Below are 19793 nucleotides of genomic sequence, written 5' to 3'. Positions count from 1 at the left end.
AGAACCTGCAGGAGAAGATCACGATGACCGAACACCGGACGGGCCCGCTGGCCGGCCTGAAGGTCGTGGAACTGGCCGGGCTGGGACCGGCGCCGTTCGCCGCGATGTTCCTCGCCGATCAGGGCGCCGACGTCGTACGCGTCGAGCGTGCCGGCGCCGGGTTCACCATGCCGATCGATCCGCGGCTGGACACCCTCCAGCGCGGCAAGCGGATGATCGGTGCCGACCTGAAGGACCCGGACGGGCTCGCGACGGTGCTCGCGCTGGTCGAGAAGGCCGACGTGCTGATCGAGGGTTACCGGCCCGGCGTCACCGAACGCCTGGGCCTGGGTCCCGAGGACTGCTGGGCGCGCAACCCGAAGCTGGTGTACGGCCGGATGACCGGCTGGGGCCAGGACGGGCCGCTCGCGCAGCGCGCCGGGCACGACCCCACCTATCAGGCCCTGGTCGGATCGCTGCACGCGATCGGCCGGGCCGGCGGACCCCCGCAGCTGCCGCTCAGCCTGGTCGGCGACTTCGGCGGCGGTGCAATGTATCTCGTGTCCGGCATCCTCGCCGCGCTGTGGGAGGCGCAGCGCTCCGGGCGCGGCCAGGTCGTCGACGCCGCGATCGTCGACGGCGTCGCGCACCTGATGGCCAACCCGTACTCGATGCTCGCCGGGGGCGCGTGGCACGACGCGCGCGGCACCAACCTCATCGACTCCGGGGCCCCGTTCGTCGACGTGTACGAGACCTCCGACGGCCGGCACGTCGCGGTCGCGGCCCTCGAACCACCCTTCTACGCGCAGCTTCTCGCGGGGCTCGGCCTCGATACGGACGGCGAACTACCGGGACAGTGGGACCGCCGGCGCTGGCCGGCGCTGCGCGAGCGGATCGCCGCCGCGTTCGCCACCCGCCCGCGCGACGAGTGGGCGGAAGTCTTCCGGGACACGGATGCCTGTGTCGCCCCGATCCTTTCGATGACCGAGGCGCCCGCCGACGCGCACCTCACCGCACGGGGCACCTTCCTGTACCGGGACGGTCACCCCGAACCTGCGCCCGCGCCGCGCTTCTCGCGCACCCCGGCGGGGGTGCCGGCCGCGCCTCCCGTGCCCGGACGGGACGACCCGTCCGAGATCCTGCGCACGTGGGGCATTCTCGACGCTGTCGCGTCGACCCCCTGACCTGCAGGTTCACCGGATCCGCGGGTGGCGACCGGCTTCGGTGCCGCCCGCGGTCCTGCATGTCGCCATTGTTGAGCAGACCTGTGGAATATCACCGGCTAATTCTGCTTTTCATGCCATTGTGACGTGACCCATACTTCAGGGGCCAACGGAGGGCTCGCTCCCCGGCACCGAGCGAGCGTCCAGCCGCCTCGTCCGGCCGCCTCGGCGGTCCTCACCCACGGCCGCCTCGGCGGTCCCCTCATTCACGGCCGCGACCGCCGCGTGCCCCGCTTCGCCCGCCGGCCGGTCCGGCACCCGTACACAAGGAGTTCGTGATGGCACTTCTCGACGAATCCATCTGGCAGGGAAAGATCTTCGTCGGAGACTGGATCCCCGGCGGCGCCGGTGAGATCAAGGTCGTCGAACCGGCGACCGGCGCGACGCTCGGCAGCGTCGGCCTCGCCGATGAGGGCGACCTCGAACGCGCCGTCGACCGTGCCGTCGCGGCCCAGCGCGACTGGGCGGCCCGCCCGCACACCGAACGCGCCGCCGTGCTGCGCCGCGCCGGCGACCTGTGGCAGCGGCACGCCGACGAGATCGAGCGCTGGATCATGCGCGAGTCCGGCTCCCTGCGCCCCAAGGCCCAGCTCGAGACGCACGTCGCGGCGCAGGAGTGCTTCGAGGGCGCGGCCCTGCCCTCGCACGCGCTCGGCGAGATCCTGCCCAGCGAGGCACCGCGCCTGAGCATGTCGAAGCGCGTGCCCGTCGGTGTCGTCGGTGTCATCGCGCCGTTCAACTTCCCCCTGATCCTCGCCATCCGATCGGTCGCGCCGGCGCTCGCCCTCGGCAACGCCGTGATCCTCAAGCCCGACCCGCGTACCGCCGTCTGCGGCGGCGTGGCCCTCGCCCGCATCTTCGAACAGGCCGGCCTGCCCGCCGGGGTACTGTCCGTGCTGCCCGCCGGCGCCGACGTCGGCGCCGCCCTCGTCGACGATCCGCGGGTACCGGTCATCTCCTTCACCGGCTCCACCCCGGCCGGCCGCGCCGTCGGCGCCGCCGCGTCCCGCAACCTCAAGAAGGTCCACCTCGAACTCGGCGGCAACTCCGCGATCGTCGTCCTCGACGACGCCGACCTGGCCGCCACGGTGGCCGCCGGTGCCGCCGGTTCCTTCCTGCACCAGGGCCAGGTGTGCATGACCACCGGCCGGCACATCGTGCACGAGTCCGTCTACGACGAGTACGTCGCGCAGCTCGCCGCCAAGGCCGAGGCGCTGCCCGTCGGCGACCCGGCCACCGAGCAGGTCGCGCTCGGGCCGATCATCGACCACGGTCAGCTCGAGAAGATCCACGCTCTGGTCACCGCGTCCGTGGACGCCGGCGCCCGCCTCGTCGCGGGCGGCACGTACGAGGGCCTGTTCTACCGGCCCACCGTCCTCGCCGACGTCCCCGCCGGCGCCCCCGCCTACGCCCGGGAGGTGTTCGGGCCCGTCGCTCCCGTCGTGAAGTTCTCGACCCTCGACGAGGCCGTGGCCCTGGCCACCGACACCGAGTACGGGCTGTCGCTCGGCATCTTCACCCGCGACGTCGGCAAGGGCCTCGCCCTCGCCGAGCGGATCCCCACCGGCATCGCCCACATCAACGACCAGACCGTCGGCGACGAGGCGAACATCCCGTTCGGTGGTCTCGGCGCCTCGGGCAACGGCGCCCGATTCGGCGGTGCCGCCAACAGCATCGAGGCGTTCACCGAGTCGCGCTGGATCACCGTCAGCCGCGACGTGCCCGTCTACCCCTTCTGAGCGGCCCCGCCGACCGGATCTAGCATCGTCCTCGCAGAGTAAGGACCTACCATGACCCTCGCAGACCCAGAGCCCGCCGCCATCGTCGCGCCGGCGCAGCGGAACAAGGACATCCGTCGCGTCGTGTTCTCGAGCTACCTCGGGAGCACCGTCGAGTTCTACGACTTCATCCTGTACGCGACCGCCTCCTCGCTCGTGTTCGGCCCCGTGTTCTTCGCGAACCTCAGCCCCGGCCTCGCGCTGATCGCCTCCTACGCGACCTTCGCCATCGGCTACATCTCCCGCCCGCTCGGCGGCATCGTCTTCGGTCACTTCGGCGATCGCATCGGCCGCAAGAAGATGCTCATGCTGTCGATGACGATCATGGGAGTGGCGTCCTTCCTGATCGGCCTCGTCCCGGCGATACCCACCTGGGGCGCCGCGATGCTGATCCTGCTGCGTGCGGTGCAGGGCGTCGCGATCGGCGGCGAGTGGGGCGGGGCGGCCCTGATGTCGCTCGAGCACGTCAAGGGCCGCAACCGCGGCTTCGCGGCGGCGTTCACCAACGCCGGTGGCCCCACCGGCGCCGTGCTCGGCACCGTCGCCCTCTCGCTCGCTGCTCTCCTGCCGGAGGACGACTTCCTCTCGTGGGGCTGGCGCGTCCCGTTCCTGTTCTCGGCCGTCCTGCTTGCCGTCGGCCTGTTCGTGCGGGCCCGCATCGCCGAGAGCCCCGTCTTCGAGGAGGCGCTGCGCGCCGCCGAGGCGAAGAAGGACCGGACCAAGGAGACCATCCCGCTGGTGACGATCCTGCGCGCGCCGCGCACCCTGATCCTCGCCGGACTGGTGTGCACCGCGCCGTTCGTGATCCAGGCCCTGTTCTCGACGTTCGTGATCACCTACGCCGCCGGGAACGGCGTGTCCCGGTCGCAGGGCCTCACCGCCTTCGCGATCTGCCAGTTCGTCGCGATCTTCGGCATCCTGGGCGCCGCCCGGCTGTCGGACACCTACGGGCGCAAGCCCGTCATGATGACCGGCTTCGTCGGCATGGTCGTCCTGGCGTGGCCGCTGTTCCAGCTCGCCTCGTCCGGCAACTTCCTGCTGGTCGTGCTGGCCTTCGTGATCGCCTGCTCGGTCCTGCAGTCGCTGACGTTCGGCCCCATGCCGGCGTTCCTCGCCGAGCAGTTCGGCACCCGCGCCCGCTACACCGGCGCCTCCCTCGGCTACCAGATCGGCAGCCTCCTCGGTGCCGGCTTCACCCCGGTCATCGTGGCCTCGCTGTACGCCGGCTCCGGCACCATCGGCAGCGTGATCGTGTACCTGGTCGCCGGCTGCGCCCTGAGTGCCGTGGTCCTCGCCCGGTTCGTCAAGGAGAGCAAGGACGTCGACCTGAGCGCCTGATCCGCGTCACCGGCGGGGCCGGGCACCGCACAGGTGCCCGGCCCCGCCGCGCGTAGTCGATGTCGCGCGGGACGTCGTGCTGCTGCTGCGCCCGCCCGAGCACCGCGACGGGCGCGGGCCCGTGGGAACGGGAGGTTGTCGCGACCACCGGGCTGTCGCTGCGCCATCCGTCGAGTAGCACCGGCGACAACCTCCCGCTGGGGGTAAAAAGCTCCCGCTCGATACCGTTGCCCGCATGACCCGTCCCGACTCGGTGCCCAACTTCACCATGCGCCAGCTCGCGGCGTTCGTCGCGGTTGCCGAGACGGGAACGATCGCCGGCGCCGCCGAGCGGCTGCACCTGTCACAGTCCGCGCTGTCCGCGGCGCTCACCGACCTCGAGAAGTCGCTCCAGACGCAGCTGGCCGTGCGACGGCGGGCGCGCGGCGTGCAGCTGACGGCGATGGGGGAGGCGGTACTGGCCCGCGCCCGGGTGCTGCTGCACCAGGCGAGCGAACTGCAGGCCGACGCGGTGGGGGAGGGCGGCGGTGTGGCCGGCCCCGTCGCCATCGGGTGCTACCCCGCCCTCGGGCCGACGGTGCTGCCCGCGCTGCTCGCCGGATTCACCCACCGCTTCCCGCGCGCGCGGGTCGAGTTCCGGGAAGACACCCAGAACCGGCTGCGCACCCAGCTCGACAACGGCGAGCTCGACCTCGCGATCGTCTACGACCTCGAACTGTCCGCGGAGTGGCGCAAGGCGACGCTGATGACGCGCGAGCCGACGGTGCTGCTCGACGCGAACCACCGTCTCGCCGGCGGGGACGGCCCGGTGCGGCTGGCCGATCTGCGCGACGACCCGATGGTGCTGCTCGACGCGCCGCCGAGCAGCAACCACGCGATGGAGGTGTGCCGGGGCGCCGGGTTCGCGCCGCGCGTGGCCTACCGCACCTCCAACTACGAGACGGCGCGGGCCTTCGTCGGTCGCGGCCTGGGGTGGACCCTGCTGCTGCAGCGGCCCCCGCTCGACGTGACGTACGAGAATCTCCCACTCGTCGTCAGGCCGCTCGTCGATCCGGTTCCCGACTCCGTCGACGTGGTCGTCGCGTGGCATCAGGACTCGATGCTCAGCCGGGTGACACGAGCATTCATTCACTTCGCGTCCACGGGAAGGACACCCACCGCGAGACCCTGACCTGCGGTGATCCGGAGTACCACGGAATTTCCGGGGTATCAGCACGAATAGTTGCGCTTTTCAACCGCTTGTGATGGGGGTCATGCTTGCCCAGTCCGCCGTGACGCGGGCCGCATCGTGAAAGGCAAGCAACACATGACGATTACCACGCCGGCACCGTCGCCGGAGGTACTGCAGCGCAAGGCCCGCAAGGCTGCGCTCGGCAGTTTCGTCGGCACCGCGATCGAGTGGTACGACTTCTTCATCTACGGCACCGCCGCCGCCCTCGTGCTCGGGCCGCAGTTCTTCCCCGGCACGTCCGAACTGGCCGGCACCCTCGCCGCCTTCGCGACCCTCGCCGTCGGCTTCGTGGCCCGCCCCATCGGCGGCATCGTCATGGGCCACTTCGGCGACCGCGTCGGCCGCAAATCGATGCTCGTCACCTCGCTGCTGCTGATGGGCTTCGCGACCGTCGCCATCGGTCTGCTGCCCAACTACGCCGCCATCGGCGTCGCCGCGCCGATCCTGCTGGTGGCCCTGCGCTTCGTCCAGGGCCTCGGCGTGGGCGGCGAATGGGGCGGGGCCGTCCTCGTCGCCACCGAGAACGCGCCCGCGGGCAAGCGCGGCCTCTACGGCGCCGCACCCCAGATCGGCGTTCCCGCGGGCGTCCTCCTCGCCAACCTCGTGTTCCTGCCGCTCACGGCTGTCCTCGACGATGCCGCGTTCGCGGACTGGGGCTGGCGCGTGCCGTTCCTGCTCAGCGCCGCCCTCGTCGGCGTCGCCATGTGGATCCGGCTCGGGCTCGAGGAGAGCGCCGACTTCGAGAAGAGCCGGGACGCGGCCGGGGACGTCAAGCTCCCGCTCGCCGAGGTCCTCGTCAAGCACTGGAAGACCGTGCTGCTCGCCGGCGGCACCTTCGTCGCCACCAACGGCATCGCCTACGCCTACATGGTCTACGTCCTCAAGTACGGAGAGAAGGAACTGGGCTTCGACAAGTCCACGATGCTGTTCCTGCTCATCGCCTCGTGCCCGTTCTGGATGGCCGGCATGGCGATCAGCGCCTACAAGTCCGACATCGTCGGCCGGCGCCGCGTCTACATCGTCAGCTCGATCGCCCTCGTGATCGTCGCGGCCCTGTTCTTCCCGCTGATGGACACCGCGATCCTGCCCGTGATGCTCGTCGCGATGATCGCCCTCGGCTTCGTCCTCGGCGCCTGCGCCGGGCCGCAGTCCGCCCTGTTCGCCGAGCTGTTCCCCGCCCACATCCGCTACAGCGGCGCGTCGCTCGGCTACCAGATCGGCGCGATCCTCGGCGGCGGCCTCGCCCCCATCGTGGCGACCTCCCTCTTCGCGGCCTTCGGCACCTCGCTCGCCGTCACCGCGTACTTCGTGCTGATCGCGCTCGTCAGCCTGATCAGCATCCTCCTTTTGCGCCACCCCCACGACCCGTCGGTCGCGGTGGCGCCCTCCCATCGGTCCGAGCAGGAAGTGGCCTGAGGCATGTCGACCTACTACCAGCCCCCCAAGTACCCCGCATCCGGCTTCCCGTCGATGCAGCCCGACGCCGAGGCGCTGCCCGTCGTCGTCGTCGGAGCCGGACCCGTCGGCATGGCCGTCGCCCTCGGTCTCGCGCAGCGCGGCATCCCCGTGACGATCCTCGAGGCGGCGGACCAGGTCTCCTTCGGCAGCCGCGCCATCTGCATCTCCCGGCACAGCCTCGAGGCCGCCGCACGCCTCGGCTTCGGTGCCGAGCTCGAGAAGATCGTCCTGCCCTGGGTCGGTGGCCGCAGCTTCTACCGGGACCAGCAGGTGCTGCACTTCCGGATGCCGCAGCGCGAGTTCGATGTGCGGCCGCCGATGATCAACGTCTCGCAGTCCGAGTACGAGCAGATCGTCGTCGACACCATCGAGCAGAACCCGCTCATCACGCTGCACTGGCAGGCGAGCATCGCCGGCATCCTCCGCGGCGACGACGAGGTGACCCTCGAGGTCGACACCGCGTTCGGCAAGCGCCACCTGCGCGCCGCGTGGGTCGTCGCCGCCGACGGCGGCCGCAGCCGCATGCGCGAGCTCGCGGGCCTGCGCCTCGAGGGCACCAACTACGAGGGCCGCTACGTCATCGCCGACATCCACTGGGAGTCGGACCTGCCCGCCGAGCGCATGGTCTGGTTCGATCCGCCGAGCAACCCCGGCTCGACGATCATCATGCACAAGCAGCCGAAGAACATCTGGCGCATCGACTACCAGCTCGACCCGTCCGAGGACGCGGAGATCGAGACCCAGGAAGACGCCATCCGGGCCCGCATCGCCAAGCACCTCGACTGGCTGCAGAACGACCTGCCCTGGACGCTCGAGTGGCACGGGTTCTACAGCGCCCGCGCCCTCGCGCTGCGCGAGTTCACCCACGACCGCATCCTCTTCGCCGGCGACGCCGCGCACCTCGTGCCGATCTTCGGCGTGCGCGGCCTGAACTCCGGCATGGAGGACGCCGAGACGCTGGCCTGGCAGCTCGCCGCCGTCGTCCACGGCAACGCCGACGCCGCGCTGCTGCAGGCGTACTCGATCGAGCGGCACGACGCGTGGGAGCAGAACGTCGCGAACGCCGGCAAGTCCACGCTCATCATGTCCCCGGGAACCCACGGGTACCGCACCACCCGCGACGCGGTGCTGGCGCTCGCCGTGGGCCGCCCCGAGTTCGGTGAACTGATCAACCCGCGCCAGTCCAGCGCCACCCACGCTCGCCTGTCGCCGCTGACCTGGCCGGTCGCGGAGGGCCTGACCGGGGTGCTGCCCGGTGACCCCGTCGAGGACCGCCGCGTGCGGGTCGTCACCGCCGACGGCAGCACCGCGTCGTCGCTCAACGTGGTTCGCGGCACCGGCTTCGCCGTCGTGGGCTTCGGCCTCGACGCCGACGGCAGTGCCGCCCTCGCCGCGGCCACTTCCGACCTCGCCGCCGCTCTTGCGCCGGAGAGCGTGCGCGCTGTTGCCGTCGGCGGTACCGCCGCCGACGGGGTCACGGTGCTCGACGCGCCCGACCTGGCCGAGGCGCTCGGCGCGACCGCGGGCGAGGCCTTCGTCATCCGCCCCGACGGCCTGCTGCTGTGCCGGGTGCCGGTCGCCGAACTGTCCGGCGTCGCGGCCGCGCTCCGCGCCGGCACGGCACCCGAGGGGCCGGCCGTCCCCGCACGCCCCGCGCAGGTGCTCACCGACGACGAGCAGCGCCGCGAGAACGTGTGGCTGGGTTTGTCGGATGCGCTCGACCAGGTGGACCCGTCCGACCGGGAAGGCTTCCTGGTCCGCCTCGCCCTGCAGCTCGGCTCGCAGGCCGGCCACCGCGAGTTCGAAGAGGCCATCGCTGCGGCGACCGACACGTCGCCGGTGCGCACCGAGGAACTGGCCCCACAGGCCTGAGTCCGTCCGACGACGGCACCCCCGCCCGGCGATCCCGGACGGGGGTGCCGTCGCGCGTTGCGGGTCAGGCGCCGATGGCGGAGCCGAGCATCGGCCAGGCCCGGTGCAGGTCCTCCTGCCAGTAGCCCCAGGAATGGGTGCCCACGGGCCGGAAGTCGACGGTGGCCGGGATGCCGAGCTCGGCGAGCCGCCGGGCCAGCAGATGCGTGCATTCGTTGGTGGCGGCCTCGATGATGCCCCCGACGACGACCTGCTCGGCAAGGTTCGCCGGGTCGCCGGCGACGTTCGGATGATCGAGCCGGTCGTACGGACCGGGCAACCCGGTGCCGTTGGACAGGTAGATCTGCGTCCCGCGCAGCTTCTCGGCGTTGACGTAGGGGTCGTTGGCCACCCATGTGGGGTCGCCTTCGGGACCCCACATGTTGTCGGTGTCGCCGCCACCGCGCGCCTCGACGACGAGTTCGACGTAGGTCCGGCCGGGACGGGTGCTCGTCTGGGCACAGCCACTGAAGGCGCCGACACCGCGGTACAGGCCCGGTGCGGATTGCGCGAGACTCAGCACAGAAGTCCCCGACATCGACAGTCCCGCAATGGCATTAGCCCCGGTGGTGCCGAGAGCCGCGTTGACGATCGGCGGCAGCTCGCGGGTGAGGAAGGTCGTCCACCGGTTCCGGCCGAGGACCGGGTCGTCCTGCTTCCAGTCGGTGTAGTAGCTGAACGCGCCTTCGAGCGGCAGCACCACGTTGACGTCCTTGTCGGCGAAGAAGTCGGCCACGTCGGTGCGGTCGAGCCAGGTGAGGGTGCCGCCGTCGCCGCCGCCGGCGCCGGCGAGCAGGTACAGCACCGGGCGTGGGGTGCTCGTGTCGCGCGGCAGCAGCACAGCCACCGGAATCACGCGGCTCATCGACGCCGAGTACACGTGCAGGGTGCGCTGCCGAGGGCTGTTGTCCTCGCTGCGCTCGAGGTACGAACCGTCGGCGCTCGGGGCCGGCTGTGCCGCCGCGGGTGCGGCCACGGCGAGCGCGGCGGCCGTCAGCGTCGCCGCGACGACTGCCGTCACTCGACGGAACGGTCTCGGACGGCGCATGGGATCACCTTCGGTCGGGACGAGATCCTTCGATGCTACGACGCACAAGAGCCCGCACGGGGCATGTGCGGGCTCTTGTGCGTCGGACGGTCAGCTGAGCAGATCCAGGATAAGTTCGAGCAGGTCACCGAGCTCGATTGAACCGAGCAAATCTTGGAGGCTTGACATGAAAGCTCCTTCATTCTGTTTGTTCGGGCGGACTTTTCATGTGTAACACGAGTGTGGTTGAGTCGCAGGAAATTCGGGTACCGATTACCCTTTTTATTTGATATTCGGTATTTCCGCCGGTCAGGGCCGGGGGAAATCTGCAGATATATGGGCGAGCATATTGTTCGGACCGCGGCCGGGTCGCGGGGATTCGGAATTATGTGCGATTCGCGCGGTCGGCCCGAAATGTGAATTCCCGGCTACGGCCGGTCGATATTCCGGACGATCCGGGCGGCGAAGGCGTCGATGTCGGCCCAGTCCCGGTGATCGCCGTACCGGCCGCCGGTCAGGCGGAACACCACCCGGCCCAGAGGCCCCGGCCACTGCTCCGGCTCGATCGCCCCGGCGAAGGCCCGGTACTCGCGCACGTTCGCCGTCGCCCGCAGCGCCGCCGCCACCTTCGGCTCCTTCAGCTTCGGCCGCACCCACCCGGCCAGCCGCGCGGAGATCATCGCGCTCGTCGCACCGATGGTCTGCACCGAGAACAGCCACGCGGGCTTCCCGGCGAGGAGCGCGCGGTGCAGATCCGCGAAACGAGCGGCGGGAGCGAGCCACTGCCCGTTGTGCACCGAGCTGCCGAGCACGATCGCGGCGTAGTCCGACGGATCGACCGGCTCGGCCAGATCCCGCAGGTCCGCGTCGTGCCCGGCTTCGGTGAGCCGCTGTGCGATCCGTTCGGCCACGCCGCGGGCCGCCCCGTATGCCGTCGTGTACGCCACCAGTACCTTCACGTGAGCTCCCTCCGCCGACCTGTCCCGATGACGCGACGATTATCCGGCTGTGCCGGAGGGTGCCCGCCAGTTCCCCGGAAAGTCCGGCGCGTCGGGAGTGTCGAGAAAGCTCGAAGCGTCTCTCACGCTCCGCTCACCCGTTATCACGCCCAGGTGGCCCACCCCGGGATGGACGAGCGCCCGGCCCCGCGGCACGGCCGCCGCAGCCTCCCGGAACAGCGCCGCGCCGTAGAAGCCGTCCCGGTCGCCGCCGACCACGAGCACCGGACACGACACCTCGGGTAGCCGGGCGGTCACGTCGAAGCGGTCCTCGGCCTCGGCCACGGCGAGGAAATCGTCGTACCCGTGCCGGGCACCCGACGGCTCGAGAAGCCATCCCAGCGTCCACAGCAGCCTGCGCGACCACCATCGCGCCCCCGTCGTCGCCGCGAGCTCCGCCATCGCCCGTCGCGGATGCCCCTCGCGCACGGCGGCCGCGGCCCGTCGCTGCACCTCGCGGCCCGGGCCGAGGCGGTGCGCCGACGCCACGAGCACCAACCTGCGCACCAGCGCCGGGTGGTCGAGAGCCAGCTGGAGCGCGACGCTGCCGCCGGTCGAGACACCGAGGACGTCGACCGGGCCGGGGAAGTGGTCGGGCATTGCCTCCGCGTAGTCGCGGGCGAGATCCGCCATGGTGGTCCCCGGCTGCAGGCCCGGCCGGCGGTTCACCCACCACACGCGTCGCGTCGTCGTCCAGGGCGCGATCTGTCCCAGCTGGGTGCGGCGGTCGAAGCCGCGGGGTGGCCGGTGGTGGTTCGACAGGCCGGGCATGAACAGCAGGGGCGGACCCGTACCGGCGCGCAGGTAGGGCATGCCCGAGTTCCAGGTGCCCTCCTGCGCTGCGATCACGCCGCGTCCAGCGTCCGTGCGATGCCCCTCGCCCAGTCCTCGATCTCCTGCCAGTCCCGGAAATCGCCTTCGGGCAAGAGCTTTCGTCCGGCGGGCAGCTTGCGCATCAACCGCGCTCCGACACCGAGCGTCTTCGGGTCGAGGGCGCCGAAGAACACGTGATGCTCCCGTGGCGCGACCGCGTCGGTCAGCTCCGAGAGTTCCTGCGGTGCCGCGCTCTCCCGCACGTTCTGTCCCTGTTCGTCGACCTCGTCGGTGCCGAGCGGTCCGCTGGTGAACAGCCAGACCGGGCGGGCGACGAGTCCGTCGCGGTGCTCGCGCACGAACGCGCTCGCCGGCTTCTCCCAGTGCCCCAGGTAGGCGGAACTGCCGACGACGCACGCGTCGTAGTCGCCCACCGACGCCGGAGCCGGCAGTTCCAGAGTGTCCACCACGTGCCCCTCGGTCCGGATCACCTCGGCGATCCGCTCCGCGATCCCGGCGGTGGCGCCGTGCCGGCTGGCGTATGCAACGAGAACCTTCATGGCGGATACCCCTGTCGTCGAGCTGTGCTCCTGCCGGCCCGTTCCACCATCGGCCCCGCCGGCGTCACCCGTCAAGCGCTGCTCAGCCGAGTGCGTCGAGGGCCTCCTCGATCGGGGTGTCCCCGTTGTTGAACTCGATGGTGCGCCGCACCGTCGCGGGCCGGTGCAGCACCGCCGCCGCGACCGCCGCCACGTCCGCCCGCGAGACCTGCCCCTTGCCGGCGTCCGGGCCGGTCTCGATCCGGCCCGTCGGCGAATCCAGGGTCAGCAGGCTCGGGCCCAGGATCGTCCAGTCCAGATCGGTGCCGCGCAGGTGCGCGTCCGCGGCCGCCTTCGCCTCGGCGTACGGATGGAAGCCGTTGTCCTCGGGCACGCCGTGGTCCGGGCCGGCCCCGAAGTACGACACCATGACGTAGCGGCGAACCCCCGCGCGCTCGGCCGCGGTCATCGAGGCGATCGCCGCGTCGCGGTCCACGGCGTACGTGCGCTGCGGATTGCCGCCGCCCGCGCCGGCCGACCACACCACGGCGTCGTGACCGGACAGCAGCGACACGAGTTCGTCGACGCCGAGGTGCTCGACGTCGGCCACGACGGGGGTCGCGCCCGCGGCGCGCACGTCGTCGGCGTGGTCGGGGTTGCGGATCACCGCGGTCACCTCGTCGCCGGCGTCGGCGAGCAGCCGCTCGAGGTGCAGTGCCACCTTCCCGTGGCCGCCGATGATCACGATCCGTGCCATGTCGAATCCTTCCGTCGCCGGCCCGCCCGTCGGGCCGCCTCCCACCATCGCACCATGGCGGCGGTGGTCCGTGGGGGAGCACCGGTCGGCGACGTTCGCTCACCGAACGTTCACGCCCCGGGCACCCGAGGTGCAACGTACAGCGGGCATGCTGGGGCGATGAACCCTGTCGTCCTGGAACTCCGCCACGTCGAATGCGAGGGCCCCGCCGCGTATCTGCCGGTGCTCGAGCAGTACGCGCAGGTGCGCACCGTCCGGCTCGGGCGCGACCCGGTGCCCACGGCGCTCGACTACGCCGCCGTCGTCGTCATGGGCGGCCCGATGGGCGTCGCCGACGCCGCGACGCTGCCGTGGCTGGGGGAGGAGATCGCGTACCTGCGGTCCGCCGTCGCCGCCGGCATTCCGGTGTGGGGGGTGTGTCTCGGCGCGCAGCTGCTCGCCGCGGCCCTCGGCGCCGACGTCTACACCGGCCCCGTCCCGGAGGTCGGCGTGGGGGAGGTGGAACTCGCGCACGCCTCGGCCGCCGACCCGGTGTGGGGCGAGCTGCCGTCCACCTTCCCGGTGCTGCAGTGGCACGCCGACACCTTCGACCTGCCGCCGGGCGCCACCCTGCTCGCGTCGTCGCGGGCCTACCCGAACCAGGTGTTCCGGCACGGCAGCAGTTACGGCGTGCAGTTCCATCTCGAGGCCGACGCCGACCAACTCGGTGGCTGGCTCGCGATCGACGAGTACCGGGCGTCGCTCGAGGCGGCCCTCGGGCCCGGGTCCGCCGACGCCGTCGCCGCCGAACTGCGCTCGGTACAGCCCGAGACCGTCGCGCACGCGGCGGCCGTGATGAAGCGGTGGCTCGAGACGTACGTCGTGTGAGCGCTCAGGCCTGCAGACCGGCCCGCTCGAGCGCCGCGCCGACGAGGTGCTCGGCGATCGCCATCGACGACGTCGCGCCGGGGGAGGGGGCGTTGCGCAGGTGGACCACGCGCCCGTGCCCGGTGATGACGAAGTCGTCGACGAGCGAGCCGTCGGCCTCCATGGCCTGCGCGCGGATCCCCCGGGGTCCGGGGAGCACGTCGGCGACGGTCAACCCGGGCACGTACTTCGCGGCCTCGGCGACGAACCGCCGGATGCTCACGGCCGTGCGCAGCTCGCGCGTCGCGGCCGGGACGTTGCGGACGGCGAAGCGGCGGAATCCGGGGAAGACGAGGGCGTCGCGCAGGTCCCGCAGCGACCCCGACCGGCGGCGGTACGCCTCGCGGCCCGGCGCCAGGAACGCGTTGGGCCCGACCATGATCGCGCCGTCGATCCGTTTGGTCAGGTGCACGCCGAGGAACGGGTACCGCGGATCGGGTACCGGATAGATCAGTCCGCGCACTCGCCCGGCCGCCTCGGGCCGCAGCAGGTGGTAGTCGCCGAGGAACGGCACGATCGCGGGTGTCGCGAGGTCCCCGGCGCCGTGGGCGAGCCGATCCGACTGCAGGCCCGCGCACGTGATCACCAGGTCGAAGCCGTCGGTGCCGGTGTCGGTGCCGACGAGCACCTCGTCACCGAGGGAGCGGATCGCCGTGACGGGCGTGGCGAGCCGGACGGTGCCGCCCGCCGCGGTGACATCGTCGGCGAGAGCGGTGGTCACCGCGACGTAGTCGACGATGGCGGTGTGCGGGGAGTGCAGGGCGGCGATGCCGCGCGCGTGCGGCTCGATGTCGGTGATCTCGTCGGGCCCGATCCGGCGGATTCCCGGCACCCCGTTGGCGACGGCGCGGTCGTGGATGGCGTCGAGACGGTCGAGTTCGCTGTCGTCGAGCGCGACGACGAGCTTGCCGCACTCCTCGTACGGCAGGCCGCGGGCGGCGGTGAACTCGGCGAGCAACTGCACCCCGCGCCGGCACAGGCGCGCCTTGAGGCTGCCGGGCGGGTAGTACAGCCCGGCGTGCACCACCCCGCTGTTGTGGCCGGTCTGGTGCGCGGCGAGCCGGGGTTCCTTCTCGAAGAGGGTGACGTCGGCCCCGTGCATCGCCAGCTTCCGCGCGGTGGCGGCGCCGATGATCCCCCCGCCCACGACGGCGGCCCGCAGCGAACCCATGCGCGCCAGCCTACGAGCCGGCGGCCGAATGTCACACGGGTTCGCTTGGATCGAACGCGTGTGACATTCGGCCACACGCCCGGTGGCTCAGCGGTTGCGGTCGGAGCTGTAGCCCCACAGCCAGTCGGTGTACTTGTAGCTCGACGTGTCGCGGATGCGGAACAGCTCGTTGCGGGCCTCGCGGCCGGCACCGTCGAGGTGCCAGAGGTCGCCCCACATGCGGCCGGTGGTGAGGATGCGGTTGCAGCGCGGTGCGCGCTCGGCGTTGACGTCGCGCAGGATCTTCGGCCAGTTGGCGTTGTCGCCCTGGTAGTCCTCGGCGGCGTAGTCGGCCAGGCACTTGGCGTCCTCGAGCGCCATGACGGCGCCGGAGGCGAGGTACTGCAGCGGCGGGTGCGCGGCGTCGCCGAGCAGGATCATGCGGCCGTCGACCCAGTTGTCGATCGGGTTGCGGTCGAACATCGGCCACCAGCGGTCGGTCCACAGGTACTTCAGCGCGGTCTGGACGCTCTCGTGGCAGTGGTCGTAGGCGTGCGCGAGTTCGTCCGGGCTGCCCCACTTCTCTTCACCGCGCAGGAATGCGGGCGACTGGAAGACGGCAACCTGGTTCAGCATCTCGCCCTGGCGCAGCGGGTACTGGATGAAGTGGCAGCGCGGGCCGATGTAGCCGACGACGTCCTCGATCTCTTCCTCGAGCGGGACCTCGTTCATCGGGAACGTGCCGCGGAAGGCGACGTATCCGGAGCCGACCGGCTTGTCGTCGGACAGCTTCGGGCGCAGCCGCGAGTGCAGGCCGTCCATGCCGAGAGCGATGTCGCCGACGTGCTCCTCACCGTTCTCGAGGATGACGCGGACCTTGTCGCCTTCGGTGACGACGTCGTTCACGGGGGCGTCGGTGCGCAGGTCGGCGCCGGCCCGGCGGGCGGCGTCGACGAGCACCGCGTGCAGATCGGAGCGGTGGACGACGAAGTACACGCCGCCGTAGTGCTGCTGGTAGTCGTGGCCGAGGTCGACCTTGGTGAGGATCTCGGCGGTGACGGCGTCGCGGAAGACGAGGTTCTTCGGCAGGACACCCTTGGAGATGACCTCGTCGTAGACGCCGAGCGCCTGGAGGATGCGGGAGCCGTGCGGGCCGATCTGCAGTCCGGCGCCCACTTCGCCGAACTCCGAAGCGCGCTCGAACAGCGTGACCTCGGCTCCCCTGAGGGCGAGGGCGAGGGCGTTGGCGACTCCGCCGATGCCGCCGCCGGCGATGAGAACCCGCGCGTCCTTCAGATCGGACATGACACTCCTTGTGGTCGGTAGATCGATATGACGAATGGATCAGTGGGCCATGATCGGGCCGCGCGGTGCGTCGTCGCTGACGGGGAAGCGCTTCCACACGACGGTCAGCAACAGCGAGGCGATCAGCGCGCTCACGGCGAAGAGGATGAAGTTCGAGTTCGCGCCCAGTCCGGCGGCGAGCAGCCAGCCGCCGATCTGCGGGGCGGCCACGGCCCCGATCCGGCCGACGCCGAGCGCCCAGCCGAGCGCGGTGCCGCGCAGATGGTCGGGGTAGTAGGAGGCCACCGCCGCGATGATGAGGCACTGCGTTCCGTGGGTGCCCACGCCGGCGAGCACGAAGATCGCGTACACCACCGCGGTGGGTGGGGAGAGCAGCAGGGCGAGCAGAGCCACGCCGGCGACGAACGCCGCGACGATGCTGGTGGGCACGGTGCCGAACCGCACGCCGCCCCACGCGGTGATGAACGAGCCGGCCACCGCGCCGAGGTTCAGCGCCAGCGCGAAGGTCAGGGCGCTGCCGAGGTCGGTGCCCGTGTTCTGCATGAGCTTCGGCAGCCACGTGCCCAGGCCGTACCAGGCGAGCAGCGTCACCACGGTGACCAGGGCGAACATGATGCTGATGGTCCGGAACCTCGAGCCGAGCAGTTCGCGGAAGCCGCCGCCGGCCGGGGCGTCCGTCTTGGAATGGGTGTTGGGCAGGTACTTCAGCGCCAACGGCACGAGGACGAACAGGGGCACGAGAGCGAACAGGAACATCGGGCGCCAGCCCCAGTTCGGGATGACCGGGATGCCGAGCAGGGCCGCGATGGATCCGCCGATCGGCACGCCGGACATCATCATCGTCGCGACGGCGGCGCGCCACCGCCGCGGAACGAGTTCGGCGGCCAGGGCGTTCGACGTCGGTACCAGGCCGCCGAGGCCGAGTCCGGCGATCAGCCGCATGGCGCCGAACATGAACGGACCGGTGGCGAAGGCGCAGAGCGTGGTGAACACCGACAGCACCACCACGCAGCCGATGACGGCCTGCTTGCGGCCGATCGCGTCGGACAGGCGCCCGGCGAGCACCGCACCGATCATCATGCCGAGGAACGCGAGGCTGCCGAGGGTTCCGGCGGTCGCGGAGCTGATGCCCCACTCGTCCTGGAGGCTGGAGATGACGTTGCCGTAGACGATGAGGTCGTAGCCGTCGAAGACGACAAACAGCCAGCAGACGATCACGGCGAGCGCCGTGCCGCGATTCAGGACGATCGTGCGTTCGCCGGGGGCGGCGTCGACGCCGGGGGAACTGTGCATGGCTCTACCGTGATGCGCCCCACGCTCCGGTGCAATAAAGTTCTGGTGTGCAGAAAAAGTCCGCGCCCCCGAAGAAGGCATCGAAGACCATCACCCGGCCGTCGTATGCGCTGGAATCGGTGGACAACGCCCTGCGCCTGCTGCAGATGCTCCGCGACGTCGGTGCGCTGCGGCTCAAGGACGCCGCCGAGGAACTCGGGACGGCCCCGTCGACGGCCCACCGCCTGCTCTCGATGCTGGTGTACCGGGGGTTCGCCGTGCAGGACGAGAAGCGCCGCTACCACCCCGGCCCGGCGATGGGAGTGGGACCCGCGCAGCAGGGCTGGACGCGGGAACTCACCGAACTCTGCCGGCCGCACATGGAGGCGCTGGCGATCCAGACCGGCGAGACGATCAACCTCGTCATCCGGGTGGGGTCGCAGGCCCGGTTCCTCTACTCCGCGGAGTCCGAGTCGATGCTGCGGGTCGGCGACCGGCAGGGTCAGGTGCTGGCCGCCGAGCTCACGGCCGGAGGGCGAATCCTGTTGGCGGAGTTGCCCAGGCAGACGCTCGAGCAGCTCTACCTGAGGCCGCCGGAAGAGCCGCACATCGATCCGCGCCCGATCGCGGGGTACGGGGTGGACCGCCGGCTCGCCCCCGGGGAATTCGAGGTGTTTCTCACCGAGCTCGAGGCGGCCCGCAGGGTGGGGTTCGCCGTCAACGTGGAGCAGACCGAGGAGGGGGTCGCCGCATTCGGTGTCGCCGTCCGCAACGGGCAGGGACGGGCGATCGCGGCGATCACGGCCGCGGTGCCGATCACGCGGTACCGCCAGCATCTGAACGGGGCCCTCGTCTCCCGGATGCGGGCGACGGTCCGGGGGATCGAGGTCGACGTCGCGCACATCGAATGACGCCGCCCGGGCCCCGTGGAGGGCGGCGCAGAGATTCCGCATAGAAGAATTGCTTGTGCTGCGGGAGGACCGGAGACCTACGTTGAGAGCAACGCCGCACGTGTCCCGCTTCACGAGGAGAGGTCATGACCGCTACCGAGAACACCGATCCGGAGCTGCAGCAGCTCTACGCAGACTTCGAGACCGAGCACCTCAATCCGCTGTGGACCCAGCTGGGCGACCTGATGCCGATGGCCCCGACGTCCAAGGCCGTGCCGTTCGTGTGGAAGTGGTCGACCCTGTACCCCCTGGCCCAGCGGGCGGGCGATCTCGTGCCCGTCGGCCGCGGCGGCGAGCGGCGTGCCATCGCGCTGGCCAACCCCGGTCTCGGCGGCGTCCCCTACGTCACCCCCACGCTGTGGGCGGCGATCCAGTACCTCGGCCCCAAGGAGACCGCGCCCGAGCACCGGCACTCGCAGAACGCCTTCCGGTTCGTCGTCGAAGGCGAAGGCGTGTGGACCGTCGTCAACGGCGATCCGGTGGCCATGTGCCGCGGCGACTTCCTGCTCACCCCCGGCTGGAACTTCCACGGCCACCACAACGAGACCGACCATCCGATGGCGTGGATCGACGGCCTCGACATCCCGTTCGTCCACTACACCGACACCGGGTTCTTCGAGTTCGGGTCCGACGGCGTGACCGACGAGTCCACCCCGGACGTCTCCCGCTCCGAGCGGCTGTGGGTGCACCCCGGTCTGCGCCCGCTCGTCGGCCTCGACGCCAAGTCCAGCTCGCCGATCGCGTGCTACCGCTGGAAGTACACCGACGCCGCGCTGAACGAGCAGCTCGCCCTCGAGGACGAGGGCTACGCCGCCACCCCGGAACCCGGCCACGCCGCCATCCGGTACACCAACCCGACGACCGGCGGCGACGTCATGCCCACGATCCGCGCCGAGTTCCACCGGCTGCGCGCCGGTGCGCACACCCGCACCCGGCGCGACGTGGGCTCGACCGTGTTCCAGGTCTTCGAGGGCGAAGGTCGCTTCCACCTCGGCGGCCGGGACCACACGGTCACCAAGGGGGACATGATCGTCGTGCCGTCCTGGGTGGAGTGGTCGCTCGAGACCGACGGCGGCGTCGACCTGTTCGCCTTCTCCGACGCCCCGATCGTCGAACGCCTGCACTTCAACCGCACCTACATCTCCGAAGGAGCCTGAC

Annotated in this window: 17 protein-coding genes; 9 read left to right on the top strand and 8 right to left on the bottom strand. The window is 71.2% G+C overall.

Going from position 1 to position 19793, the window contains the following annotated elements; all coding sequences use genetic code 11:
* The first annotated feature begins 23 nt into the window (after positions 1-23).
* From JYA75_RS22930 to JYA75_RS22905, 6 genes are all read left to right on the top strand, one after another.
* Positions 24-1163, top strand: a complete 1140-nt coding sequence (locus JYA75_RS22930) for a CaiB/BaiF CoA-transferase family protein (RefSeq protein WP_168579400.1) — start codon at positions 24-26, stop codon at positions 1161-1163.
* Positions 1164-1480: 317 nt separating this feature from the next.
* Positions 1481-2941, top strand: coding sequence for a benzaldehyde dehydrogenase (locus JYA75_RS22925; RefSeq protein ID WP_006939126.1), 1461 nt, complete (start codon positions 1481-1483; stop codon positions 2939-2941).
* A 51-nt stretch (positions 2942-2992) separates the two neighbouring features.
* Positions 2993-4318, top strand: coding sequence for an MFS transporter (locus JYA75_RS22920; RefSeq protein ID WP_006939125.1), 1326 nt, complete (start codon positions 2993-2995; stop codon positions 4316-4318).
* Between the two features lie 235 nt (positions 4319-4553).
* Complete coding sequence (locus JYA75_RS22915; RefSeq protein WP_006939123.1) at positions 4554-5489, top strand: LysR family transcriptional regulator; 936 nt, start codon at positions 4554-4556, stop codon at positions 5487-5489.
* 135 nt (positions 5490-5624) lie between these two features.
* Positions 5625-6965, top strand: a complete 1341-nt coding sequence (locus JYA75_RS22910) for an MFS transporter (RefSeq protein WP_006939122.1) — start codon at positions 5625-5627, stop codon at positions 6963-6965.
* 3 nt (positions 6966-6968) lie between these two features.
* The gene (locus JYA75_RS22905) at positions 6969-8879 is read left to right on the top strand and encodes an FAD-dependent monooxygenase (protein ID WP_203329412.1); all 1911 of its coding nucleotides are present in this window, start codon (positions 6969-6971) and stop codon (positions 8877-8879) included.
* A gap of 64 nt (positions 8880-8943) precedes the next feature.
* Here JYA75_RS22905 and JYA75_RS22900 read toward each other — a convergent pair whose 3' ends face one another.
* The 5 genes from JYA75_RS22900 to JYA75_RS22880 all read right to left on the bottom strand — a co-directional run bounded on the left by JYA75_RS22900 (position 8944) and on the right by JYA75_RS22880 (position 13052).
* Positions 8944-9966, bottom strand: coding sequence for an alpha/beta hydrolase family protein (locus JYA75_RS22900; RefSeq protein WP_006939120.1), 1023 nt, complete (start codon positions 9964-9966; stop codon positions 8944-8946).
* 407 nt (positions 9967-10373) lie between these two features.
* Positions 10374-10904, bottom strand: a complete 531-nt coding sequence (locus JYA75_RS22895) for a flavodoxin domain-containing protein (RefSeq protein WP_006939119.1) — start codon at positions 10902-10904, stop codon at positions 10374-10376.
* A 39-nt stretch (positions 10905-10943) separates the two neighbouring features.
* Positions 10944-11792 carry an alpha/beta hydrolase gene (locus JYA75_RS22890; RefSeq protein ID WP_006939118.1) on the bottom strand — a complete coding sequence of 283 codons (849 nt, stop codon included), beginning with the start codon at positions 11790-11792 and terminating at the stop codon, positions 10944-10946.
* Entirely contained in the window at positions 11789-12316 is a 528-nt protein-coding gene (locus JYA75_RS22885) for a flavodoxin domain-containing protein (protein ID WP_203329411.1), read from the bottom strand. Before JYA75_RS22885 ends, JYA75_RS22890 begins: the two co-directional genes overlap by 4 nt.
* 82 nt (positions 12317-12398) lie before the next feature.
* Positions 12399-13052, bottom strand: coding sequence for an NAD(P)H-binding protein (locus JYA75_RS22880; protein ID WP_203329410.1), 654 nt, complete (start codon positions 13050-13052; stop codon positions 12399-12401).
* A 159-nt stretch (positions 13053-13211) separates the two neighbouring features.
* On the opposite strand from JYA75_RS22880, the gene JYA75_RS22875 reads away from it, so the two are divergent.
* Positions 13212-13919 carry a gamma-glutamyl-gamma-aminobutyrate hydrolase family protein gene (locus JYA75_RS22875; RefSeq protein ID WP_006939113.1) on the top strand — a complete coding sequence of 236 codons (708 nt, stop codon included), beginning with the start codon at positions 13212-13214 and terminating at the stop codon, positions 13917-13919.
* Positions 13920-13923: 4 nt separating this feature from the next.
* Here JYA75_RS22875 and lhgO read toward each other — a convergent pair whose 3' ends face one another.
* The 3 genes from lhgO to JYA75_RS22860 form a co-directional block, all read right to left on the bottom strand.
* Positions 13924-15129: an L-2-hydroxyglutarate oxidase gene (gene lhgO / locus JYA75_RS22870; RefSeq protein ID WP_006939111.1), complete on the bottom strand. Its 1206-nt coding sequence runs from the start codon at positions 15127-15129 to the stop codon at positions 13924-13926.
* A gap of 87 nt (positions 15130-15216) precedes the next feature.
* Positions 15217-16413, bottom strand: coding sequence for an FAD-dependent monooxygenase (locus JYA75_RS22865; protein WP_029542596.1), 1197 nt, complete (start codon positions 16411-16413; stop codon positions 15217-15219).
* Between the two features lie 39 nt (positions 16414-16452).
* Positions 16453-17706 (bottom strand): aromatic acid/H+ symport family MFS transporter, encoded by a 1254-nt coding sequence (locus tag JYA75_RS22860; RefSeq protein ID WP_203329409.1) that lies wholly within the window; start codon positions 17704-17706, stop codon positions 16453-16455.
* Positions 17707-17753: 47 nt separating this feature from the next.
* Here JYA75_RS22860 and JYA75_RS22855 point away from each other — a divergent pair, with 47 nt between their 5' ends.
* Positions 17754-18596: an IclR family transcriptional regulator gene (locus JYA75_RS22855; protein ID WP_203329408.1), complete on the top strand. Its 843-nt coding sequence runs from the start codon at positions 17754-17756 to the stop codon at positions 18594-18596.
* 125 nt (positions 18597-18721) lie between these two features.
* Complete coding sequence (locus JYA75_RS22850; RefSeq protein ID WP_006939100.1) at positions 18722-19792, top strand: cupin domain-containing protein; 1071 nt, start codon at positions 18722-18724, stop codon at positions 19790-19792.
* The last annotated feature ends 1 nt before the right edge of the window (position 19793 follow it).

Origin of the sequence: Rhodococcus sp. PSBB066 (assembly GCF_017068255.1) — a bacterium.
Lineage (GTDB): Bacteria > Actinomycetota > Actinomycetes > Mycobacteriales > Mycobacteriaceae > Rhodococcus > Rhodococcus aetherivorans.
Note: the sequence above shows the minus strand (reverse complement) of the source record. Positions and strands in the feature narration are given on the sequence as shown.